At 63.0% G+C, this 16,155-nt stretch carries 16 protein-coding genes; 8 read left to right on the forward strand and 8 right to left on the reverse strand.

Translation table 11 applies throughout. From position 1 onward, the window contains the following. Positions 1-2 precede the first annotated feature (2 nt). Positions 3-782, reverse strand: coding sequence for a DeoR/GlpR family DNA-binding transcription regulator (locus QCE58_RS32030; protein ID WP_008346661.1), 780 nt, complete (start codon positions 780-782; stop codon positions 3-5). Between the two features lie 182 nt (positions 783-964). Here QCE58_RS32030 and QCE58_RS32035 point away from each other — a divergent pair, with 182 nt between their 5' ends. From QCE58_RS32035 to QCE58_RS32050, 4 genes are read left to right on the forward strand one after another with little or no spacing between them, the layout of a single operon-like run. After that, positions 965-2,083 carry an ABC transporter substrate-binding protein gene (locus QCE58_RS32035; protein WP_175981664.1) on the forward strand — a complete coding sequence of 373 codons (1,119 nt, stop codon included), beginning with the start codon at positions 965-967 and terminating at the stop codon, positions 2,081-2,083. Positions 2,084-2,099: 16 nt separating this feature from the next. Further along, positions 2,100-3,038: an ABC transporter permease subunit gene (locus tag QCE58_RS32040; protein WP_175981666.1), complete on the forward strand. Its 939-nt coding sequence runs from the start codon at positions 2,100-2,102 to the stop codon at positions 3,036-3,038. Between the two features lie 8 nt (positions 3,039-3,046). Beyond that, on the forward strand, positions 3,047-3,838 hold the full coding sequence (locus QCE58_RS32045; RefSeq protein WP_250441451.1) for an ABC transporter permease: 792 nt from the start codon (positions 3,047-3,049) through the stop codon (positions 3,836-3,838). A gap of 19 nt (positions 3,839-3,857) precedes the next feature. Further along, complete coding sequence (locus QCE58_RS32050) at positions 3,858-4,928, forward strand: ABC transporter ATP-binding protein (protein WP_008346656.1); 1,071 nt, start codon at positions 3,858-3,860, stop codon at positions 4,926-4,928. A gap of 102 nt (positions 4,929-5,030) precedes the next feature. Here the strand turns inward: QCE58_RS32050 and QCE58_RS32055 are convergent, their stop codons facing one another. From QCE58_RS32055 to QCE58_RS32085, 7 genes are all read right to left on the reverse strand, one after another. Continuing rightward, on the reverse strand, positions 5,031-6,251 hold the full coding sequence (locus QCE58_RS32055; protein WP_250456928.1) for a glycoside hydrolase family 88 protein: 1,221 nt from the start codon (positions 6,249-6,251) through the stop codon (positions 5,031-5,033). Positions 6,252-6,369: 118 nt separating this feature from the next. After that, positions 6,370-7,266 (reverse strand): helix-turn-helix domain-containing protein, encoded by an 897-nt coding sequence (locus QCE58_RS32060; RefSeq protein WP_175981668.1) that lies wholly within the window; start codon positions 7,264-7,266, stop codon positions 6,370-6,372. 134 nt (positions 7,267-7,400) lie between these two features. Next, on the reverse strand, positions 7,401-7,874 hold the full coding sequence (locus QCE58_RS32065) for a MaoC family dehydratase (RefSeq protein WP_175981670.1): 474 nt from the start codon (positions 7,872-7,874) through the stop codon (positions 7,401-7,403). Beyond that, the gene (locus QCE58_RS32070; RefSeq protein ID WP_250456927.1) at positions 7,871-9,064 is read right to left on the reverse strand and encodes a CaiB/BaiF CoA-transferase family protein; all 1,194 of its coding nucleotides are present in this window, start codon (positions 9,062-9,064) and stop codon (positions 7,871-7,873) included. The genes QCE58_RS32065 and QCE58_RS32070 overlap by 4 nt, the downstream gene beginning before the upstream one ends. A gap of 30 nt (positions 9,065-9,094) precedes the next feature. Then, positions 9,095-10,258, reverse strand: coding sequence for an acyl-CoA dehydrogenase family protein (locus tag QCE58_RS32075; RefSeq protein WP_309780920.1), 1,164 nt, complete (start codon positions 10,256-10,258; stop codon positions 9,095-9,097). Then, positions 10,255-11,067, reverse strand: a complete 813-nt coding sequence (locus QCE58_RS32080) for an enoyl-CoA hydratase/isomerase family protein (RefSeq protein ID WP_175981676.1) — start codon at positions 11,065-11,067, stop codon at positions 10,255-10,257. The genes QCE58_RS32075 and QCE58_RS32080 overlap by 4 nt, the downstream gene beginning before the upstream one ends. A gap of 4 nt (positions 11,068-11,071) precedes the next feature. Beyond that, positions 11,072-11,497, reverse strand: coding sequence for a MaoC family dehydratase (locus QCE58_RS32085; protein ID WP_033535795.1), 426 nt, complete (start codon positions 11,495-11,497; stop codon positions 11,072-11,074). Positions 11,498-11,825: 328 nt separating this feature from the next. Between QCE58_RS32085 and QCE58_RS32090 the strand changes: the two genes are divergently transcribed. The 4 genes from QCE58_RS32090 to QCE58_RS32105 all read left to right on the forward strand — a co-directional run bounded on the left by QCE58_RS32090 (position 11,826) and on the right by QCE58_RS32105 (position 15,931). Further along, a complete protein-coding gene (locus tag QCE58_RS32090; protein ID WP_008346643.1) occupies positions 11,826-12,860 on the forward strand; it encodes a TRAP transporter substrate-binding protein in 1,035 nt (344 codons plus the stop codon). A gap of 53 nt (positions 12,861-12,913) precedes the next feature. Next, entirely contained in the window at positions 12,914-13,447 is a 534-nt protein-coding gene (locus QCE58_RS32095; protein ID WP_008346641.1) for a TRAP transporter small permease, read from the forward strand. A gap of 10 nt (positions 13,448-13,457) precedes the next feature. Next, complete coding sequence (locus tag QCE58_RS32100; protein ID WP_250522274.1) at positions 13,458-14,729, forward strand: TRAP transporter large permease; 1,272 nt, start codon at positions 13,458-13,460, stop codon at positions 14,727-14,729. Between the two features lie 221 nt (positions 14,730-14,950). Further along, positions 14,951-15,931, forward strand: a complete 981-nt coding sequence (locus tag QCE58_RS32105) for a glycosyltransferase family 2 protein (RefSeq protein ID WP_008346637.1) — start codon at positions 14,951-14,953, stop codon at positions 15,929-15,931. Positions 15,932-16,155: the final 224 nt, after the last annotated feature.

Raw genomic sequence — 16,155 nt, forward strand, 5'->3', positions numbered from 1 at the left:
GCTCACGCAAGCACCAGGTCGCCCACTGTCTTCTTGAGCGCGCGCAAATCCGCGGCCTCGCCGGACTTGCGATCGGTCACGAGAACGTCGATGTCGCGAGGCGCGCAAAACGTGATGCGGCTGCGCTGGCCGATCTTGCTGTGATCGGCGAGGATCGCGACGCGGTCCGCATTCTCGACCATCGCCCGGGCAATCTCGGCTTCTGCACGATCGAAGTTGCTCGCCCCGTGCCGCTGATCGATGCCGACGGGCGAGAGCATCGCCAGATCGGCGCGGTATCGCCGGATGTCGAGCACGGTCGTCGCGCCCGTCGTGGCCGCCGCGCGCTCGCTGAGCATGCCGCCGAGCAGGATGACCTCGTTCATCGCGCGCACGCGCTCATGCGGTCCCGATGTGCCGCGCAACCGCAGCGCGACATCGACCGAATTCGTGACGATGGTGAGATTGGCGAGCTTCGCAAGCTCGTCCGCGAGGATGGCGGTCGTGGTTCCGGCATCGACGAATACGGTTTGCCCGGCGTGAACGATGCCGATTGCCGCCCGCGCGATGGCCGACTTCGCGCGCACGTTCGCGCGGGCGCGTTCGGCGATGGGCGCCTCGTCGCTCGACGGGACGGCGCCGCCATGCACGCGCCGCAGCGCACCCGCCTGCTCCAGATCGAGCAAGTCGCGGCGCACCGTTTCGCGCGACACGGAAAGCTCCGCCATGATCCTCTCGTTCGAGACACGGCCGAGCATCGACAGGAGCGCGCGTATGCGCTGATGACGGTCTTTCTGCCACATAGGGAATGCTCGATGGTGGAAGCAACAATGAGAATTGCGCTGGCACGCTGTTGTTCAGCTTACATCCGTCATAAGCGAAAGTTGTACTTTTTTGGCAGCTTGCAAATTTGAGGATTTGAAACTAGCCTGCATCAGCAATCGGCGGTTCTCTTCAACGCACTACCTTCCTTTCGGGAACAGCGATGACGATGAAGCGTATCTGGGCGGGCCGTCTCCTTTCGATCTCCACGGCAGCGGGACTCGCGGCGGGCGGCATCGACGCCGCATCGGCCGCGCCATCCGAGGCGCTCGTGGCCGCCGCGAAGCAGGAAGGACAGTTGACCACGATCGCGTTGCCGCACGACTGGTGCGGATACGGCGCGCTGATCGACACGTTCCAGAAGAAGTACGGCATCCACGTCAACGAGCTGAATCCGGATGCGGGCTCGGGCGACGAGATCGAAGCGATCAAGGCCAACAAGGGCAACAAGGGTCCGCAAGCGCCGGATGTGATCGATGTCGGCCTGTCGTTCGGTCCGTCCGCGAAGAAGGAAGGCTTGTTGCAGCCTTACAAGGTGTCGACGTGGGATTCGATCCCGGCTGCGTCGAAGGATGCGGAAGGCTACTGGTACGGCGACTACTACGGCGTGCTCGCGTTCGAAGTCAACGCGGACATGATCGACAAGCCGCCGTCCGATTGGGGCGATCTGCTCAAGTCCGACTATCGCAACGCGGTCTCGCTCGCGGGCGACCCGCGTTCGGCCAATCAGGCGATTCAGGCTGTCCATGCGGCGGGCCTTTCGCAGACGAAGGGTGACGCGTCGAAGGCCGACCAGGCGGGCCTCAAGTTCTTCGCCGATCTGAACAAGAGCGGCAACTTCGTGCCGGTGATCGGCAAGGCCGCGTCGCTCGCGCAGGGGACGACGCCGATCATCGTGCGCTGGGATTACAACGCGCTTGCCGATCGCGACACGCTCAAAGGCAATCCGAAAGTGCAGGTGATCGTGCCGAAGACGGGCGTCGTCGCGGGCGTCTATGTGCAGGCGATCAGCGCCTACGCACCGCATCCGAACGCCGCGAAATTGTGGATGGAATTCCTTTACTCCGACGAAGGGCAACTCGGCTGGCTGGCCGGATACTGCCATCCGATGCGCTATAACGAGCTGGTCGCGCAGAAGAAAGTGCCGCAGGCGCTGCTTGCCAAACTGCCGCCGGCATCGGCTTACAGCAACGCCGTGTTCCCGACGCTCGAACAGCAAAACGCCACGAAGGACGCCGTCACCAAAGGCTGGGATCAGGTCGTCGGCGCGAACGTGAAGTAGCCGCGAGTTCGCCGGAATGAGCGCATCTCCGCAGCCAGGCGCTTCGGGCCCGGATCTGCTGACGCCGGCCGCGCCCGCGCCGCAGTCCGGCCCCGCCCGCGCGAGCCGCGGCGCGGGCTGGCTCACGTATGCGGGCGTCGCGCCATTCTTTGCGTTCGCGCTGCTGTTTCTGTTGTTGCCCACCGCCTTTCTGATGATCGGCGCGTTTCAGGATGCGCAGGGACGCTTCACGCTGGCGAATCTTCGCGAACTGTTTCAGCCCGCCGTGCTCGATGCCTACTGGATCAGCGTGAAGGTGAGCGTGGCATCCGCCGCCGGCGGGACGCTGTTCGGCGCGTTGCTCGCCTGGGCAGCGGTGCATGGCCGGCTGCCGGCGTGGATCCGTCCGACGCTCATGACGTTCTCGGGCGTCGCGTCCAACTTCGCGGGCGTGCCGCTCGCGTTCGCATTCATCTGCACGTTGGGACGCGTGGGCCTCGTCACGGTGCTGGCGCGCAAATACCTCGGCGTCAATCTGTATTCCACCGGCTTCAGCATCCTCAGCTTCGTCGGGCTGACCATTACCTACCTGTACTTCCAGATTCCGTTGATGGTCCTCATCATCACGCCCGCGCTCGACGGTCTCAAGCGCGAGTGGCGCGAAGCGTGCGACTGTCTCGGCGGCACGGCCGCGCAGTACTGGCGATACGTCGGTTTGCCGGTCCTGTGGCCGAGCGTGCTCGGCGCGGCGCTGCTGCTCTTCGCCAACGCGTTCGGCGCAGTGGCCACGGCCTATGCGCTGACGGGCAGCTCGCTCAACATCGTGCCGATTCTGCTGTATGCGCAGATTCGCGGCGACGTGCTGCATAACCAGAACCTCGGCTATGCGCTCGCGCTCGGCATGATCGTGGTCACGGGCTTGTCGAACGGCGGCTACATCTGGTTGCGCGCGAGGGCCGAAAGGGGACGCGCATGAAGACGCGCATGAAGACGCAATCGCGCGCGGGCGCCTGGATCGCGATGATCGTCGGCACGATGTATTTTGTGATTCCGCTCGCCGCCACCTTCGAATTCAGCCTGCGGATGCGCCGCGACGCTTACAGCTTCGACGCGTATCGCGTCGTTCTCGGCGATCCGCGTTTTCAGGCTTCGTTCGGCTACTCGGTGCTCATGGGCCTGCTCACCATCGTGATCGGCGTGCTGCTCGTCGTGCCGACCGCGTACTGGGTGCAATTGCGTCTGCCGAAGCTGCGGCCCGTCGTAGAGTTCATCACTTTGCTGCCGCTCGTGATACCGGCCATCGTGATCGTGTTCGGTTATCTGCGCATCTATAACAGCAGTTCCATCCTGCCGCTCACCGGCAACGAGCGCGCGACCGATCTGCTGCTCGTCTTCGGCTACGTCACGCTGTCGTTACCGTACATGTACCGCGCCGTCGATGCGGGCATGCGCGCCGTCGACGTCCGCTCGCTGACCGAAGCCGCCGAATGTCTCGGCGCCGGCTGGACGACGATCCTTTTCCGCGTGATCTTTCCCAACGTGCGCTCGGGCATTCTGTCCGGCGCGTTCCTGACGTTCGCCGTCGTGATCGGCGAATTCACGATCGCGAGCCTGCTGGACCGTCCGGCGTTCGGACCTTATCTGCAACTGATCGGCGCGAATCGCGCATACGAGCCCTCGGCGCTGGCGATCATCGCGTTCGTCGTCACATGGGCATCGATGGGCCTGATCCAGGTGTTCGGATCGGCGCGCGCACTGGCCGGCCATAAAACCTGAGCCGACGAGGCCGCGACTTATGCCATTTCTCGAAATCGACGATCTTCACAAAACGTTCGGGCCGAACGTCGCGCTGCATCGGTTCGACATGACGATCGAGCAGGGCGAATTCATCACGTTTCTCGGTCCGTCGGGTTGCGGCAAGACGACGGTGCTGCGCATGATCGCCGGATTCGAAACGCCCACGCGCGGCACGATCCGTCTGAATGGACGCAACGTCACGCACATGCGTACGCGCGACCGCGCCGTCGGCATGGTGTTTCAGGCCTATGCGCTTTTCCCGAACATGACGGTGGCGCAGAACATCGGCTTCGCGTTGAAGGTCGCGAAGCGTTCGCAGAAGGAGATCGACGCGCGCGTCGCCGAGATGCTCGAACTCATCAAGCTGCCGCAACTCGCCGCGCGTTATCCGTGGCAATTGTCGGGCGGACAGCAACAGCGCGTGGCGCTGGCGCGCGCGCTCGCGAGCAAGCCGCAGGTGCTGTTGCTCGACGAACCGCTGTCCGCGCTCGACGCGAAAATCCGCGTGTCATTACGCGAGGACATTCGGGCGCTGCAGCGCGAGCTCGGCATTACATCGATTTTCGTGACGCACGATCAGGAAGAGGCGTTGTCGATCTCCGACCGCATCGTCGTGATGAACGACGGGCGCGTGGAACAGATCGGCTCGCCGCTCGACATCTACAATTTTCCGCGCACGCGCTTCGTCGCATCGTTCGTCGGGACGCTGAACATTCTCGCCGGGCGCGTGATCGATCCCGGAAGCGGGCGCATCGCGGTCGATGGTCAGGAGCTCGTGACGTCGCGCCCACTGCCGCCGGATGATGCCGGCAAGGAACGATTGCTGGCGCTGCGCCCCGAAGCGATCATCCTGGAGCCGCCGTCGAACGGACGGAATTCGCTCGCGGCCACCGTCGAGCAGATCAGCTTTCTCGGCGCCGTGGTGCGCATTCGTGCGCGGGTCAGCAACGCGGTCGTATCGCTCGATGTCTTCAACGATCCCAACAGGACCCTGCCGGAGCGCGGGCAGCCGGTAGCGCTCGGGTTTTCTCACGACAACCTTCTCGTGCTCGATGAAAATGCGCGCTAGCTTTGCAATGTGAGGAGCAGTTGCCCACGCAGATCGGCAATCCGGCGCGCGCGGGTTATCGATTGCGCGCGCCGCGTTGCCGGCGATGGCTTCGTGACACCCTCAGGCGAGCGCAATGCGCGTGTCGTCGAGCGGGCGCAGCTTGCCGGGATGCACGGCGCGGCATAGCGCCTCGACGAAGTAGAAGTCGCCGAACATGGTCGCACCGTCGACGCCGATATTGTGCGGCTTCGAGTAACACGAGTTATGCAGCAGCCCGTGCTGACCGTCGCGTGTGAATTCGTCGCGGCAGAGCGCTTCGAGCATCGCGAGGCCGTGGCCTTGCCATTTGCCCGCAGCGTGCGCATCGGGATGCACGCGTGCCATCTCCAGCAAGGCCGACGCCACCACGGCGGCAGCGGCCGTGTCCTTGATCTCGGCGTCGCGGCCGGTCGCATCGAAGTCCCACGGCGGCACCTGACGCCCTTCGAGGCGGCGCAGGTAGTAATCGGCGAGACGCTCGGCGAGGTCCAGATAGCCGCGCTTGCCGGTTTCCCGCGCGGAGTTCACATATCCGTAGATCGCCCAGGCCTGGCCGCGGCTCCATGCGGATTCGTCGAACGCGCCCTGGAACGTGTAGCCGCGTTTGCGCGCGCCGCTCTCCACGTCGTATTCGACGGCGTGATAGGTCGAGTCGTCGGCGCGCACGAAGGCGCGCGCGGTCATCTCGGCGTGCGCGTCCGCGGCGTGCCGGTAGCTGCCGTCGTCGGCGTGATTGGCGGCCCAGTAGAGCAGCGACAGATTGGCCATCGTGTCGATCGCGGAGGCGCTGCGGCCGCGCGGATCGGAGATCGGCCCCCAGGACGCGAGATAGGCGCCGCCGCGCGTGGTCACGAGCCGGGCGCGCAGCTTGTCCGCGGCTTCGAGCGCGATATCGGCGAACCACGCGTCGCCGGTGATGTGATGCCCCGGCACCGCGCTGCTATCGAAGATAAAGCCGATGTCATGCGTGTTCGGATCCTGCGCGCGCTGGCGCACGAGCAGCATGCGGGCACGCGCCCATTCGAGAAAGCGCGCCTCGCCGGTGTGCAGATACGAACTCAGCAGCAAGCCGACCCAGAAGCCGCAGAACCAGTTGCCGTGGCTCCATGCGTCGCCGTCGTAGCCCGCAGAGAGCGACGCGGGCAGACGCACCCATTGACCATCGGGACCGGTGACTTGCGGGAATTCGACGCCGAAGGTCAGCTCGTCGGAAGCGACCTTCTGCGCGGTTTTATCGAGTGTTTCGCGAAACAGCTTTGCCTGGTTCTCGCTGAGTGACAGCGGGTTCATTGCGTTCGACACGGCGTCTCCTTGAGTTCGTCATTCGCAGGACGATTCTAAGAAGCGCCCGCGCGAGCGCGTTAGGATGAAACGCATGAACTGTTGGACATTTCCGCACCGAAGCGGCACATGACGACGCTCAGATGTGCAGCTTGTCGAGGCTGCGCCGATAGTCGATCGGCGAGCGGCCCGTGTGCTTGCGAAAGCATCGGCTGAAGTAGGCGGGATCGTCGAACGAGAGCATCGCGGCGATCTCCGCGACATTCACTTCGGAGTGCAGCAGCAGCCGTTTGGCCTCCAGCATCACGCGCTCGCGGATCAGCTTGGGCGCGGTGCTGCCGAGCGCCTGACGCGTCGCCTCGTTGAGCGCGCGCTCCGTGACGTTGAGCAGGCGCGCGTAATCGGCCGCCTCGTTGACCGAGCGAAAATGCTTCTCCAGCAGACTCTTGAAGCGGCGCGACAGCAGCACGCTGCGCGTCGCGGCGGCATCTCGCATGGCGGCGGCGTCGCACATGCGCGCGACCTTGATCAGGAAAACGTGCAAGTAGGCCCAGATCGCGTCGGTGTAGCCGACCTGTTCCTCCTGATACTCATGGCGAATGCCGTCCATCACGCGCGCCAGTTCGCGCACCTGCGCGTCGCTCAGATTGACGCACGGCGCGAGCTGCTCGAAGTTGTAGACGGGCACTTCGGTTTCGGTATGGCGGTTCTGCACGCGGAACGCGAAAAACTCCGACGAAAAGCTGAGCGAATAGCCGAGCGTATCGGCCGAAAGATCCAGATCGTGAATCTGTCCCGGCGCCATGAAGTAGAGCGTGTTTGGACGCACGTCGTAGCGCACCGAATCGATCACATGCGAGCCGCTGCCCGCGAGCACCCACATCATGTGATAGAAGTCGTGCCGATGCGGATAGACCAGCGTCGACTTGAGCGCCTCGATCGGCGCGAGATGAAAGTCCGGCGTCTTGACGTGTGCGCCGTATTCGTAGTCCTCGATCCGGATCACCGGAACGTGACAGCAACATGCGGTATCCAACTGTCTCCTCCGTCGGCGGCGAGTGTCTTCGCGCCCGCCTGCATGCCCGCGCTGCGCGGGCGACTGCACGAGTGTAGCCGTGCCCGCGCCCGCCGGTTAACTGGCATTTACACCATGCGGCCCGCGCGGCGATGTCACGCCGCCGCGCTGCGCGCCATCAGCGCATGATCGAAGCGCAGTTCCTTCAGCGCGGAAAGTCCGCTCAGCACGACGTGCCCTTGTTGATTGCGCACGGTGGTGTCCATCACGAGAATGTGTTTCGCGGGCTTCTTTTCGACGACGCATACGCCGATCGTCACCGTATCGCCGATATACACCGGCCCCAGAAAACGCAGCTCCTGTCCGACATACACGAAGCCTGGCCCTGTCAGTTCGGTGTGCGCCGCCGACACCAGCGCGGCCGTCAACAGGCCATGCACCACGCGCCGTCCGAACGGCGAGCATTCGGCGAAGGCGTGCTGCATGTGCAGCGGGTTCAGATCGCCGGACAGGTGCCCGAACGCGTCCACTTCGGCCTCGGTGACCGTGTGCACGTTCACCTGCGTACGGCCGATCTCGACGTCGTCGAAGCGCAAGAGCGCCGGCCAGTTGTTCGGTTGTGCGCTCATGCTTCTCTCCTCGATGTCAATGCGATGCCGCGTTCGACATAGCCGTCGATTTCCTGCGGCGTGTAGCCCAGTTCCGCGAGCACTTCGCGGGTATGTTGTCCCTGTTTCGGCGGATGCCGCCGCAAGGGCGGCGCCGCGCCGTCGTAGCGCACTGGATGCGCGAGCACGCGCACCGGTCCCGCTTCCTCGTGATCGAACGACAGGATCATTTCGTTGTGGGCGACTTGCGGGTCCTGCTCCACCTGCTCGTAGTCGTTGACGGGCGCGAACCAGATATCGTGTTCCTCGAAGGTGCGCATCCAGTCCTCGGTCGTGCGCGTTTTCAGCGTGTCATAGACAAGGCGATTGATCTCGTCGCGCCTTCGCACGTTGTCCTTCGGATGCGTGAATTCGGCGAGCGCGGGACACGACAGCGCATTCGCGAGCTTCTGCGTCGGCGTGAGCGACATCGCGATATAACCGTCACGCGTCCGGTACACGCCATACGGCGCGGGATGAAAACGGCTGCCCATCGGCGGATGCGTGCGTGCCCACAACGGCCCCTTGTTCATGTAATACGTGAACGGCTCGATTTGCAGATCGAGCGCGGCGTTGAGCAGATTGCTCTCGATGCGCGTGCCGACGCCCGTGCGCTCGCGCGCCTGCAACGCGGCCACCACGCCGAATGCGGCGAGCACGGCGGCATGCTGATCGACGATGGCGGAACCGACCGGCGTGGGCGGCGATTCGGCATCGCCGGACAGCATGGTCAGTCCGCTCATCGCCTGCAAGAGCAGATCCTGGCCCGGACGTTTCAGATAAGGCCCGGACGAACCGTAGCCGGTACACGAGCAATACACGAGACGCGGATTGACTTCGTGCACCTGCGCGTAGCCGAAGCCCATCTTGTCGAGCACGCCGGGACGATAGTTCTCGACGAGCACGTCGGCTTCGCGTATCAGACGCCACACGATCTCGCGCGCGGCTTCGTCGCGCAGATCGAGCGAGATGCTGCGCTGATTGCGGTTGCCGAGCAGAAAGAACACGCTCACGCCTTCGATGAACGCGTCCGCGCCGGTCCAGCTACGTTCGAACGCGCCGCCGGGCGGTTCGATCTTGATGACATCCGCGCCGACATCGGCGAGCATCTGCACGGCGGCGGGGCCTTGCAGGAAATGCGTGAAACTCAGCACCTTGATGCCTTCCAGCATGAACATTCTCCTCTCGGTTTCAGCGCGCGATCACGCGAGCAGCGTGCGCGCGATGATCATGCGTTGGATCTCCGACGTGCCTTCGACGATCTCCAGCACCTTCGCATCGCCGAATGCGCGCGCGACGGGAAACTCGGCCATGACGCCGTAGCCGCCGTGAATCTGCAATGCCTGATGCGCGGCTTTCATCGCGTGCTCGGTGGCGAACAGCTTGGCTTGCGACGCCTGCACATCGAAGGGCGCGCCGGCATCTTTCGACGCGGCGGCGTCGTAGAGCATCAGACGCGCGGCGTGCGCATCGGCCGCCATGTCGGCGATCTTGAATTGCAGCGCCTGGAACTCGGCGATCGCGCGTCCGAACGCGCGGCGCTCCTTCATGTACGCGACCGAGCGATCCAGCGAGCCCTGCAGGATGCCGAGCGCGAGCGCGCCGATCAGAATGCGCCCCGTGCTGATCTGCGCGAGCGTCTGACGCAAGCCCGCGCCGCGTTCGCCCAGCAGTTGATCGGCGGGAATCGCGCATTGCTCGAAGAACAGTTCGTGCGTGATCGATGCGCGCCAGCCGATCTTGCGCAGCTTTCTGCCCTTGCCATAGCCGGGCGTTCCTTGCGGCACGATGAAGTTGGAGATCTCCTTGCGGCCGTCGGGTCGCGTGCCGGTGACAGCCGCGATCACGGTCGGCCCGCCGATCTCCGTACCCGAATTGCTGATGAACGTCTTCGCACCGTCGATGATCCAGCGTTCGCCGTCGAAGACCGCGCGCGTGCCGATATTCGCCGCATCGGAACCGGCGTCGGGCTCGGAGAATCCGATCGCGCCGATCTGCGTGCCGTCGAGAATGGGGCGCAAGAAACGCGCTTTCTGCTGCGGCGTGCCGTAGTTGTTCAACAGGCTCGCGACGGTCGAGTTCGCCATGAGCGCATTGGCGACGGCGCAGTCCACGCGCGCGAGTTCTTCGAGCACGATCACGAACGACAGCCAGTCGCCGCCACCGCCGCCGAATTCGTCGGGATACGGCAAGCCCGTGAAGCCGAGTTCGCCGGCCTGCCGCCAGATCGCGTAGGGAAACGCTTCCTGCTCCCAGAGCGTCTCCGATTGCGGTGCGATTTCCTTCTCGGCGAAACGGCGCACGGCCTCGCGCATCATCGTGTGCTCTTCGCCGAGCCAGTGAGGTTGATTGAAGGTTGTCGTCATGGCGTGACCGGTGCGGTGTCGGCTTGCGCGGCGCGGCGTGCGCGTTTGCGTTCCACGAAGTGGCGCAGGCCCGCGCGCGCGCCTTCGCTCGAAAAATTCACCGCGTATTGCGCGGCCTCGAAGTCGAGTCCGGCGGACAAGGGCATGTCGCTCGCGCGATTCAGCGCGCGCTTCGCCATCTCGGCCGCGAACGGATCGTAGGAGGCGAGGGTGTCGGCCAGCGCGCGCACGGCGTCGAACAGTTTCGCGGGCGCGGCGATTTCGTGGATGAAGCCGAACGCCTCGCATTCGCGCGCGGAAAAGCGCCTGCCGCTCATCACGAAGCGTTTCGCGCACGCGAGCCCCATCTTGGCGACGGCGAGTTGCGTGCCGCCCCAGCCGGGCATGGTGTTCAGGGTGATCTCGGGAAATGCGAAGCTCGCCTCGCTCGATGCCACGATGAAGTCGCACGCGAGCGCCAGTTCGAAGCCGCCGCCGAGCGCGTAGCCGTTGACCATCGCGATGGTCGGCTTCGCGCTTTCATGCAGACGCAACAGCGCGCGCTGTCCGGCCACCATGTCGCGATAAGCCGAGACGCCGTCGAGCGACACGAGCCGCTCGATGTCGTTGCCCGCGGCGAACGCCTTTGCGCCGCTGCCGGTGAGCGCGATCACGCGCGTCGCGTCGTCGGCGAGCGCATCGGCGATTTCGGCTTCGAGCGCCGCGAGCATGTCGGGCGTGAACGCGTTGAGCTTGTCGGCGCGATTGAGCGTCAGGAGGCGCAGCGCGCCATGCTGCGACGCGAGAACGGGAAGCGTGTCGTTCGTCATGGCGTCACAGCACTTTCAGATAGGTCTTGCCCGATGCCACGACCACGCCGTCCTGGCGCGTCACGTCGGCGGCGAAGATGCACACGTTGCGCTCTTCATCCTTTTCTTCGAGCGTGAGACGCGCGCTCACCGTGTCGCCGATGAACACCGGCGCGTTAAAGGTGATGTCGTAGCGATACGATACGGCGCCGGGGCTCGGCGCTTTCGCCGCCATGTATCCCATCACCGTGGAAAGGAAGCCGACCGACAGGCAGCCCTGCGCGATGCGCTTTTCGAAGCGCGTGCCCTTCGCGTATTCCTCGTTGAGATGCACGGCGTAGAAATCGCCGACGATGCCGGCAAAGCCGTAGATATCGTATTCGGAGACCGTCTTGGCGAAATCGGCGGTGTCGCCGATTGCATAGCAATCCATATGAGGGCGTTTGGCCATGTCGATGTTTCTTCTCGGATGAGTTGGGGTTAACGCCTGAACGATGCGTGCTGATGTTGCATCGCCGGCTTGGAAGTCACTTTAAAGACGCGTTACAGGCAACCGGTAGGACGGTTCGCGCGATCTTTTGGACTTTTTTGCATCGGACCCGGCGATGCGAAAGGGCAGCGTAAAAAAGTCCAAGAAATTCGACGACTGGTCCTAACGCACCCTCGCCGCGATCACAAATACTTGCGTCAACCCGCCGGCTCCGCATTCGCACCGGGCACTCGCACCGAACGATGCGGCGCACTCGCCGGGCGGTATCCATATCGAGCAAGGAGACAACATGAGTTCGCTTTTCAGAGCGCAGAGCATGCTGCGCATGGCGATGAGCGCGGCGCTCGCCGCGATGTGCGTGGCGGCGTCGTCTGGCGCGAGCGCGCAGGACAAGGTCGTGATGAAGCTCGGTCACACGCTGGCGCCGGACAATCACTATCAGTTGACCGCGCAGGTCTTCGCGAAGGAAGTCGCCGCGCGCACGCACGGTCACATCGAGATTCAACTGTTCCCGCAATCGCAGCTCGGCGGCGAAGTGCAGATGACGCAGGCGCTGCGCACCGGCACGCAGGAGTTGATGATCTCCGCGCAGGCGCCGATCGACAACACGATCAAGCAATGGCAGATCTTCGATATGCCGTATCTCTTCTCCAGCATGGACGAGGCGAACGGCGTGCTGCAAGGCCCGGTCGGGCGAAAGTATCTCGACATGATGAAGCCGGTGAACATGATCGGCCTGACGTGGCTCGCGGTCGGCGAACGCAACCTGTTCACGACCAAACGTCCGGTCACGTCGCTCGCGGACATGAAGGACCTCAAGGTGCGCGTGATGCAGAGCCCCGGCTATATCGCGGGCTACAAGGCACTCGGCGCGAATCCGACGCCGCTCGCCTACAACCAGTTGTTTCTCGCGCTGTCGCAAGGTCTCGTCGATGGCGCCGATACTTCGCCCGAGCAGTTCGTTCAGGACAAGTTCTCCGACGTCGCCAAGCACTTCTACGTGACGCATGTGAACTATCTGCCGGTCGTGCTGGCGATGAGCAAGAGCGCGTGGGACAAGCTTTCGCCCGCCGATCAGAAGGCGTTCCAGGACTCGGCGAAGATCGCGGCGGACTTCGATCTCAAGGAGTACAAGCGCGAATACGACGCCGCGATCGCCGCGATGAAAGCGAAGGGCATTCAGGTCACGACGGTCGATACCGCGCCGTGGGCGCAAGCGACCAAGACCGCGCGCGACGAACTGATCGGCAAGATTCCGGACGGCCCGGCGCTGTATCAGGAGATCAATTCGGCCAAGCAGGCGCCGGCGGTCGCATCGAAATGACGGATGCGAACGACGGCCACCGCACAACCCAGGCATCACGGGAGGCGACACGCATGGAAAAGCTCGCGCGCGGCTTGATGTTCGTTGACGGCATCGTGCTGAAGATCAATCTGTTCGTCTGTAGCTGCCTTTTGCTCGGGGCGGTGATCGTCGCGGGGCTCGGGGTGATCTTCCGCTTCGTGCTGCACGATTCGCTGTCGTGGTCCGACGAAGTGTCGGCGTATCTGTTCGTGTGGCTGACGTGCCTCGGCGCCGCGGCCGGCGTGAAGCTGCGCGCGCATCCGGAAGTGCGCGTGCTGGCCGATCGCGTGCCGGCTGCGTTCGCGCCGCTGCTCAAGGACTTCACCGACTGCGCGATCCTGGCGCTCGGCGCGGTGTTCGTCTTGTACGGCACGGACATGCTCGCGCTGATGGGCACCGAAACCGCCGCGTCGATTCCGATCTCGATGGTCTATCCGTATCTCTCGATTCCGGTGTGCGGCGCGCTGCTCGCGTTTCATTCGCTGGTGCGGATCGCGGTCTCGCATCTCGCGCCGCAGACGCAGACCGACGCCACGCTCGTCGAGGGCGTGTCCGAACATCTCTAGGAAAAACATCATGTGGGCAATCGCATTTGGAGCAGGGCTGCTCGGGCTCGGCGTGCCGGTGGCCATCTGCATCGGCATTGCGGCGACGCTCGCGCTGTCGATCAACGGCACGTCGCTGCTCGTGATTCCGCAGCAGCTTTTTTCGAACCTCAACAACGTCGGCCTGCTCGCCATTCCGTTCTTCATGCTGACGGGCGCGATCATGGATTCGGGCGGCGTGTCGAAGCGCATCATCGAATTTTCGCAGGCACTGGTGGGCTTCATGCGCGGTGGCATCGGCCAGGTGACGATCGTTGCGAGCATGTTCTTCGCGGACCTTTCCGGCTCGGCGACGGCCGACACGGCAGCCATCGGCTCGGTGATGATTCCCGGCATGGTGAAGAAGGGCTATAACCGCGCGTTCGCGGTGGCGCTGCAATCGGCGGCGGGCTCGCTCGGGCTGCTCTCGCCCGTGTCGATGAGCATGCTCGTCTATGCCTATACGGCCAACGTGTCGGTCGGCACGATGTTCATCGCCGGTATCATTCCGATGCTGCTGGTGGTCGCGTCGTTCATGATCGTCAATTACGTGACCGCGGTGAAGAAGGGCTACAGCGCCGTCGAGCCGTTCGATAGGCGCAAGCTGTGGACGACCTTCCGCGAAGCGTTCTGGGCGCTGCTCACGCCGGTCATCATTCTGGGCGGCATCCTCGGCGGCATCTTCACGCCGGTGGAGGCGGGCGTGGTCGCGGCCGTCTATGTGACGCTGGTGAGCGCGTTTATCTTTCAGACGCTGAAGCTCTCGCATTTCAAGGACATTCTGGTGCGAACTTCAGTGAACACCACGCGTGTCTCGTTCCTGCTCGGGCTCGCGTTCGTGCTTGGGCGCTATCTGATCGAAGCGCAGATTCCGCTGCACGTCGCGAATAGTTTTCTCGCGATCACCACGAGCGCGATCGTGCTGCTGATCCTCATCAACCTGTTTCTCATCGCCGCGCATACCGTGCTGGAAACGATCTCGAGCATTGCCGTCGTGATTCCGGTGTTCCTGCCGCTCGTCGTGCAGATGCACATCGATCCGGTCGTCTTCGGCGTGATCGTGCTGATCAACTCGGCCATCGGCATCAATCTGCCGCCGATAGGTTTCTGTCTCTTCACGGCGGCTTCGATCGGCGGCGTGTCGGTAGAGAAGGCGACACGCGCGATTCTTCCCTTCATCTTCGCGCTGGTGATCGACCTGCTGCTGATCATCTTCTTCCCGCATATCCCGCAGTTTTTGCCGCATTTGCTGGGGGCGAAGTAAGCGAGCATTTGCCCTTCATCGGATAAGAAGGGCGCGAAAGCGCCCTTTTTCACATCATGCGCGCGCGTGGTGCAGGCGACTTCTCGGCACGTGAGACGTTCGAGCCTCCGATCTGTCTTCGCCCAAAGCCGCACATTCACGCCGCTCATCGGGTAAACTCCTCTGGCACTAGTCGTTTTCCTGAATAAAGCACTCACGTGCAGTTATAGGGACGAAACTTCATGTCAGAACCGCCGAAAATCAGTGTGCTGGTGCCCGTGTACAAAGTCGAGCCGTATATCGAAGAATGCCTCGACTCACTACTGTCGCAGACTTCCACCGATTTCGAAATCATCGCCGTCGACGACAGCAGTCCTGACCGCTCCGGGGAAATGACCTTACGCATCCTCGAACAGCAAAGCAGAATTCGCTGGAAGTTCATCAAAAACGCTGAAAACAAGGGGCTCGCAGAGACTCGCAGGATTGCGGCACTCGCCGCGAGCGGCGAATATGTGCTCTGCGTGGACAGCGATGACCACGTTCATCACGATCTCATACGCCGGGTCGCCGAAGAAGCGGAGAAGCTCAATGCGGATATCGTAATTTTTGCCGCCGAGAATATTAGCCCGGACGGCAAGATCAATTATCGCGTCGAAGCCGGCGATACCGTCATGAGCGGTGTTGAAGCCGTAGAGAAAATTCTCGACTTGACGTTGCAGGCGTATTGCTTCAACAAGTTAGTACGCCGCTCGATCTTCCTCGCGATCGAGCATCCGACGGGGCTGATCTACGAGGATATTTGTGTTTCGGTCCAGACGCTCGGTAAAGCCAGCGTCGTTCGTCTCATGCCCGATACCTTGTATTCGTACATGTATCGCGAATCGGGCATCTCGACACGATTCAATCCGAAGATCATTGACATCTTTGCGATCATGGATCGGGTAGAGAAGAGCACGGCGTCCATGCCGATAAGAAATTACCGGAAGCTTTTCTTCAGGCTGAAATATGTCTATGGCTTTCGGACCATCGCGTTTCAGGCAGCGATCAAGGCGCCGACGTATCGGTCAGCCGAGCCTATTCTGGATAGCGTCGCGCAGAGGCTTCGTCTCAGGCACTTGCTCGGCATGGTTTCGGACCATCGGCCGAAGCTGTCGCTGGTCATGGCGATGCTGAAGATTCATCCGTGGATCTTCTATCGTTTCGTGCGACGATTCGGGCACTAGGCGGCGGATCGATCTCGCAGGGCCGTGCGAGCGTCGCTGCTCATCCCGGTTTTCTTCATGGCGCCTCGGCGGTGTGTGCGGCAGCTTTCGTCTGCCGCCTTTCTAACTGACTTTACATAAGCTTTATTATCGGCGTTTTTGATGTAGGAGCAACATGAGAATGTCGTGTTCTAGCAAGATACAAATGTCGTGTTTTTGCGACCACTGGCAAGCTGGCGACTGAC

This window comes from Caballeronia sp. LZ028 (genome assembly GCF_031451415.1).
Classification (GTDB): domain Bacteria; phylum Pseudomonadota; class Gammaproteobacteria; order Burkholderiales; family Burkholderiaceae; genus Caballeronia; species Caballeronia zhejiangensis.

Coding starts and splice junctions, on each gene's coding strand:
- QCE58_RS32030 (WP_008346661.1), bottom strand. CDS start 782: ATGTGGCAGAAAGACCGTCATCAGCGCATACGCGCGCTCCTGTCGATG.
- QCE58_RS32035 (WP_175981664.1), top strand. CDS start 965: ATGACGATGAAGCGTATCTGGGCGGGCCGTCTCCTTTCGATCTCCACG.
- QCE58_RS32040 (WP_175981666.1), top strand. CDS start 2,100: ATGAGCGCATCTCCGCAGCCAGGCGCTTCGGGCCCGGATCTGCTGACG.
- QCE58_RS32045 (WP_250441451.1), top strand. CDS start 3,047: ATGAAGACGCAATCGCGCGCGGGCGCCTGGATCGCGATGATCGTCGGC.
- QCE58_RS32050 (WP_008346656.1), top strand. CDS start 3,858: ATGCCATTTCTCGAAATCGACGATCTTCACAAAACGTTCGGGCCGAAC.
- QCE58_RS32065 (WP_175981670.1), bottom strand. CDS start 7,874: ATGAGCGCACAACCGAACAACTGGCCGGCGCTCTTGCGCTTCGACGAC.
- QCE58_RS32070 (WP_250456927.1), bottom strand. CDS start 9,064: ATGCTGGAAGGCATCAAGGTGCTGAGTTTCACGCATTTCCTGCAAGGC.
- QCE58_RS32075 (WP_309780920.1), bottom strand. CDS start 10,258: ATGACGACAACCTTCAATCAACCTCACTGGCTCGGCGAAGAGCACACG.
- QCE58_RS32080 (WP_175981676.1), bottom strand. CDS start 11,067: ATGACGAACGACACGCTTCCCGTTCTCGCGTCGCAGCATGGCGCGCTG.
- QCE58_RS32085 (WP_033535795.1), bottom strand. CDS start 11,497: ATGGCCAAACGCCCTCATATGGATTGCTATGCAATCGGCGACACCGCC.
- QCE58_RS32090 (WP_008346643.1), top strand. CDS start 11,826: ATGAGTTCGCTTTTCAGAGCGCAGAGCATGCTGCGCATGGCGATGAGC.
- QCE58_RS32095 (WP_008346641.1), top strand. CDS start 12,914: ATGGAAAAGCTCGCGCGCGGCTTGATGTTCGTTGACGGCATCGTGCTG.
- QCE58_RS32100 (WP_250522274.1), top strand. CDS start 13,458: ATGTGGGCAATCGCATTTGGAGCAGGGCTGCTCGGGCTCGGCGTGCCG.
- QCE58_RS32105 (WP_008346637.1), top strand. CDS start 14,951: ATGTCAGAACCGCCGAAAATCAGTGTGCTGGTGCCCGTGTACAAAGTC.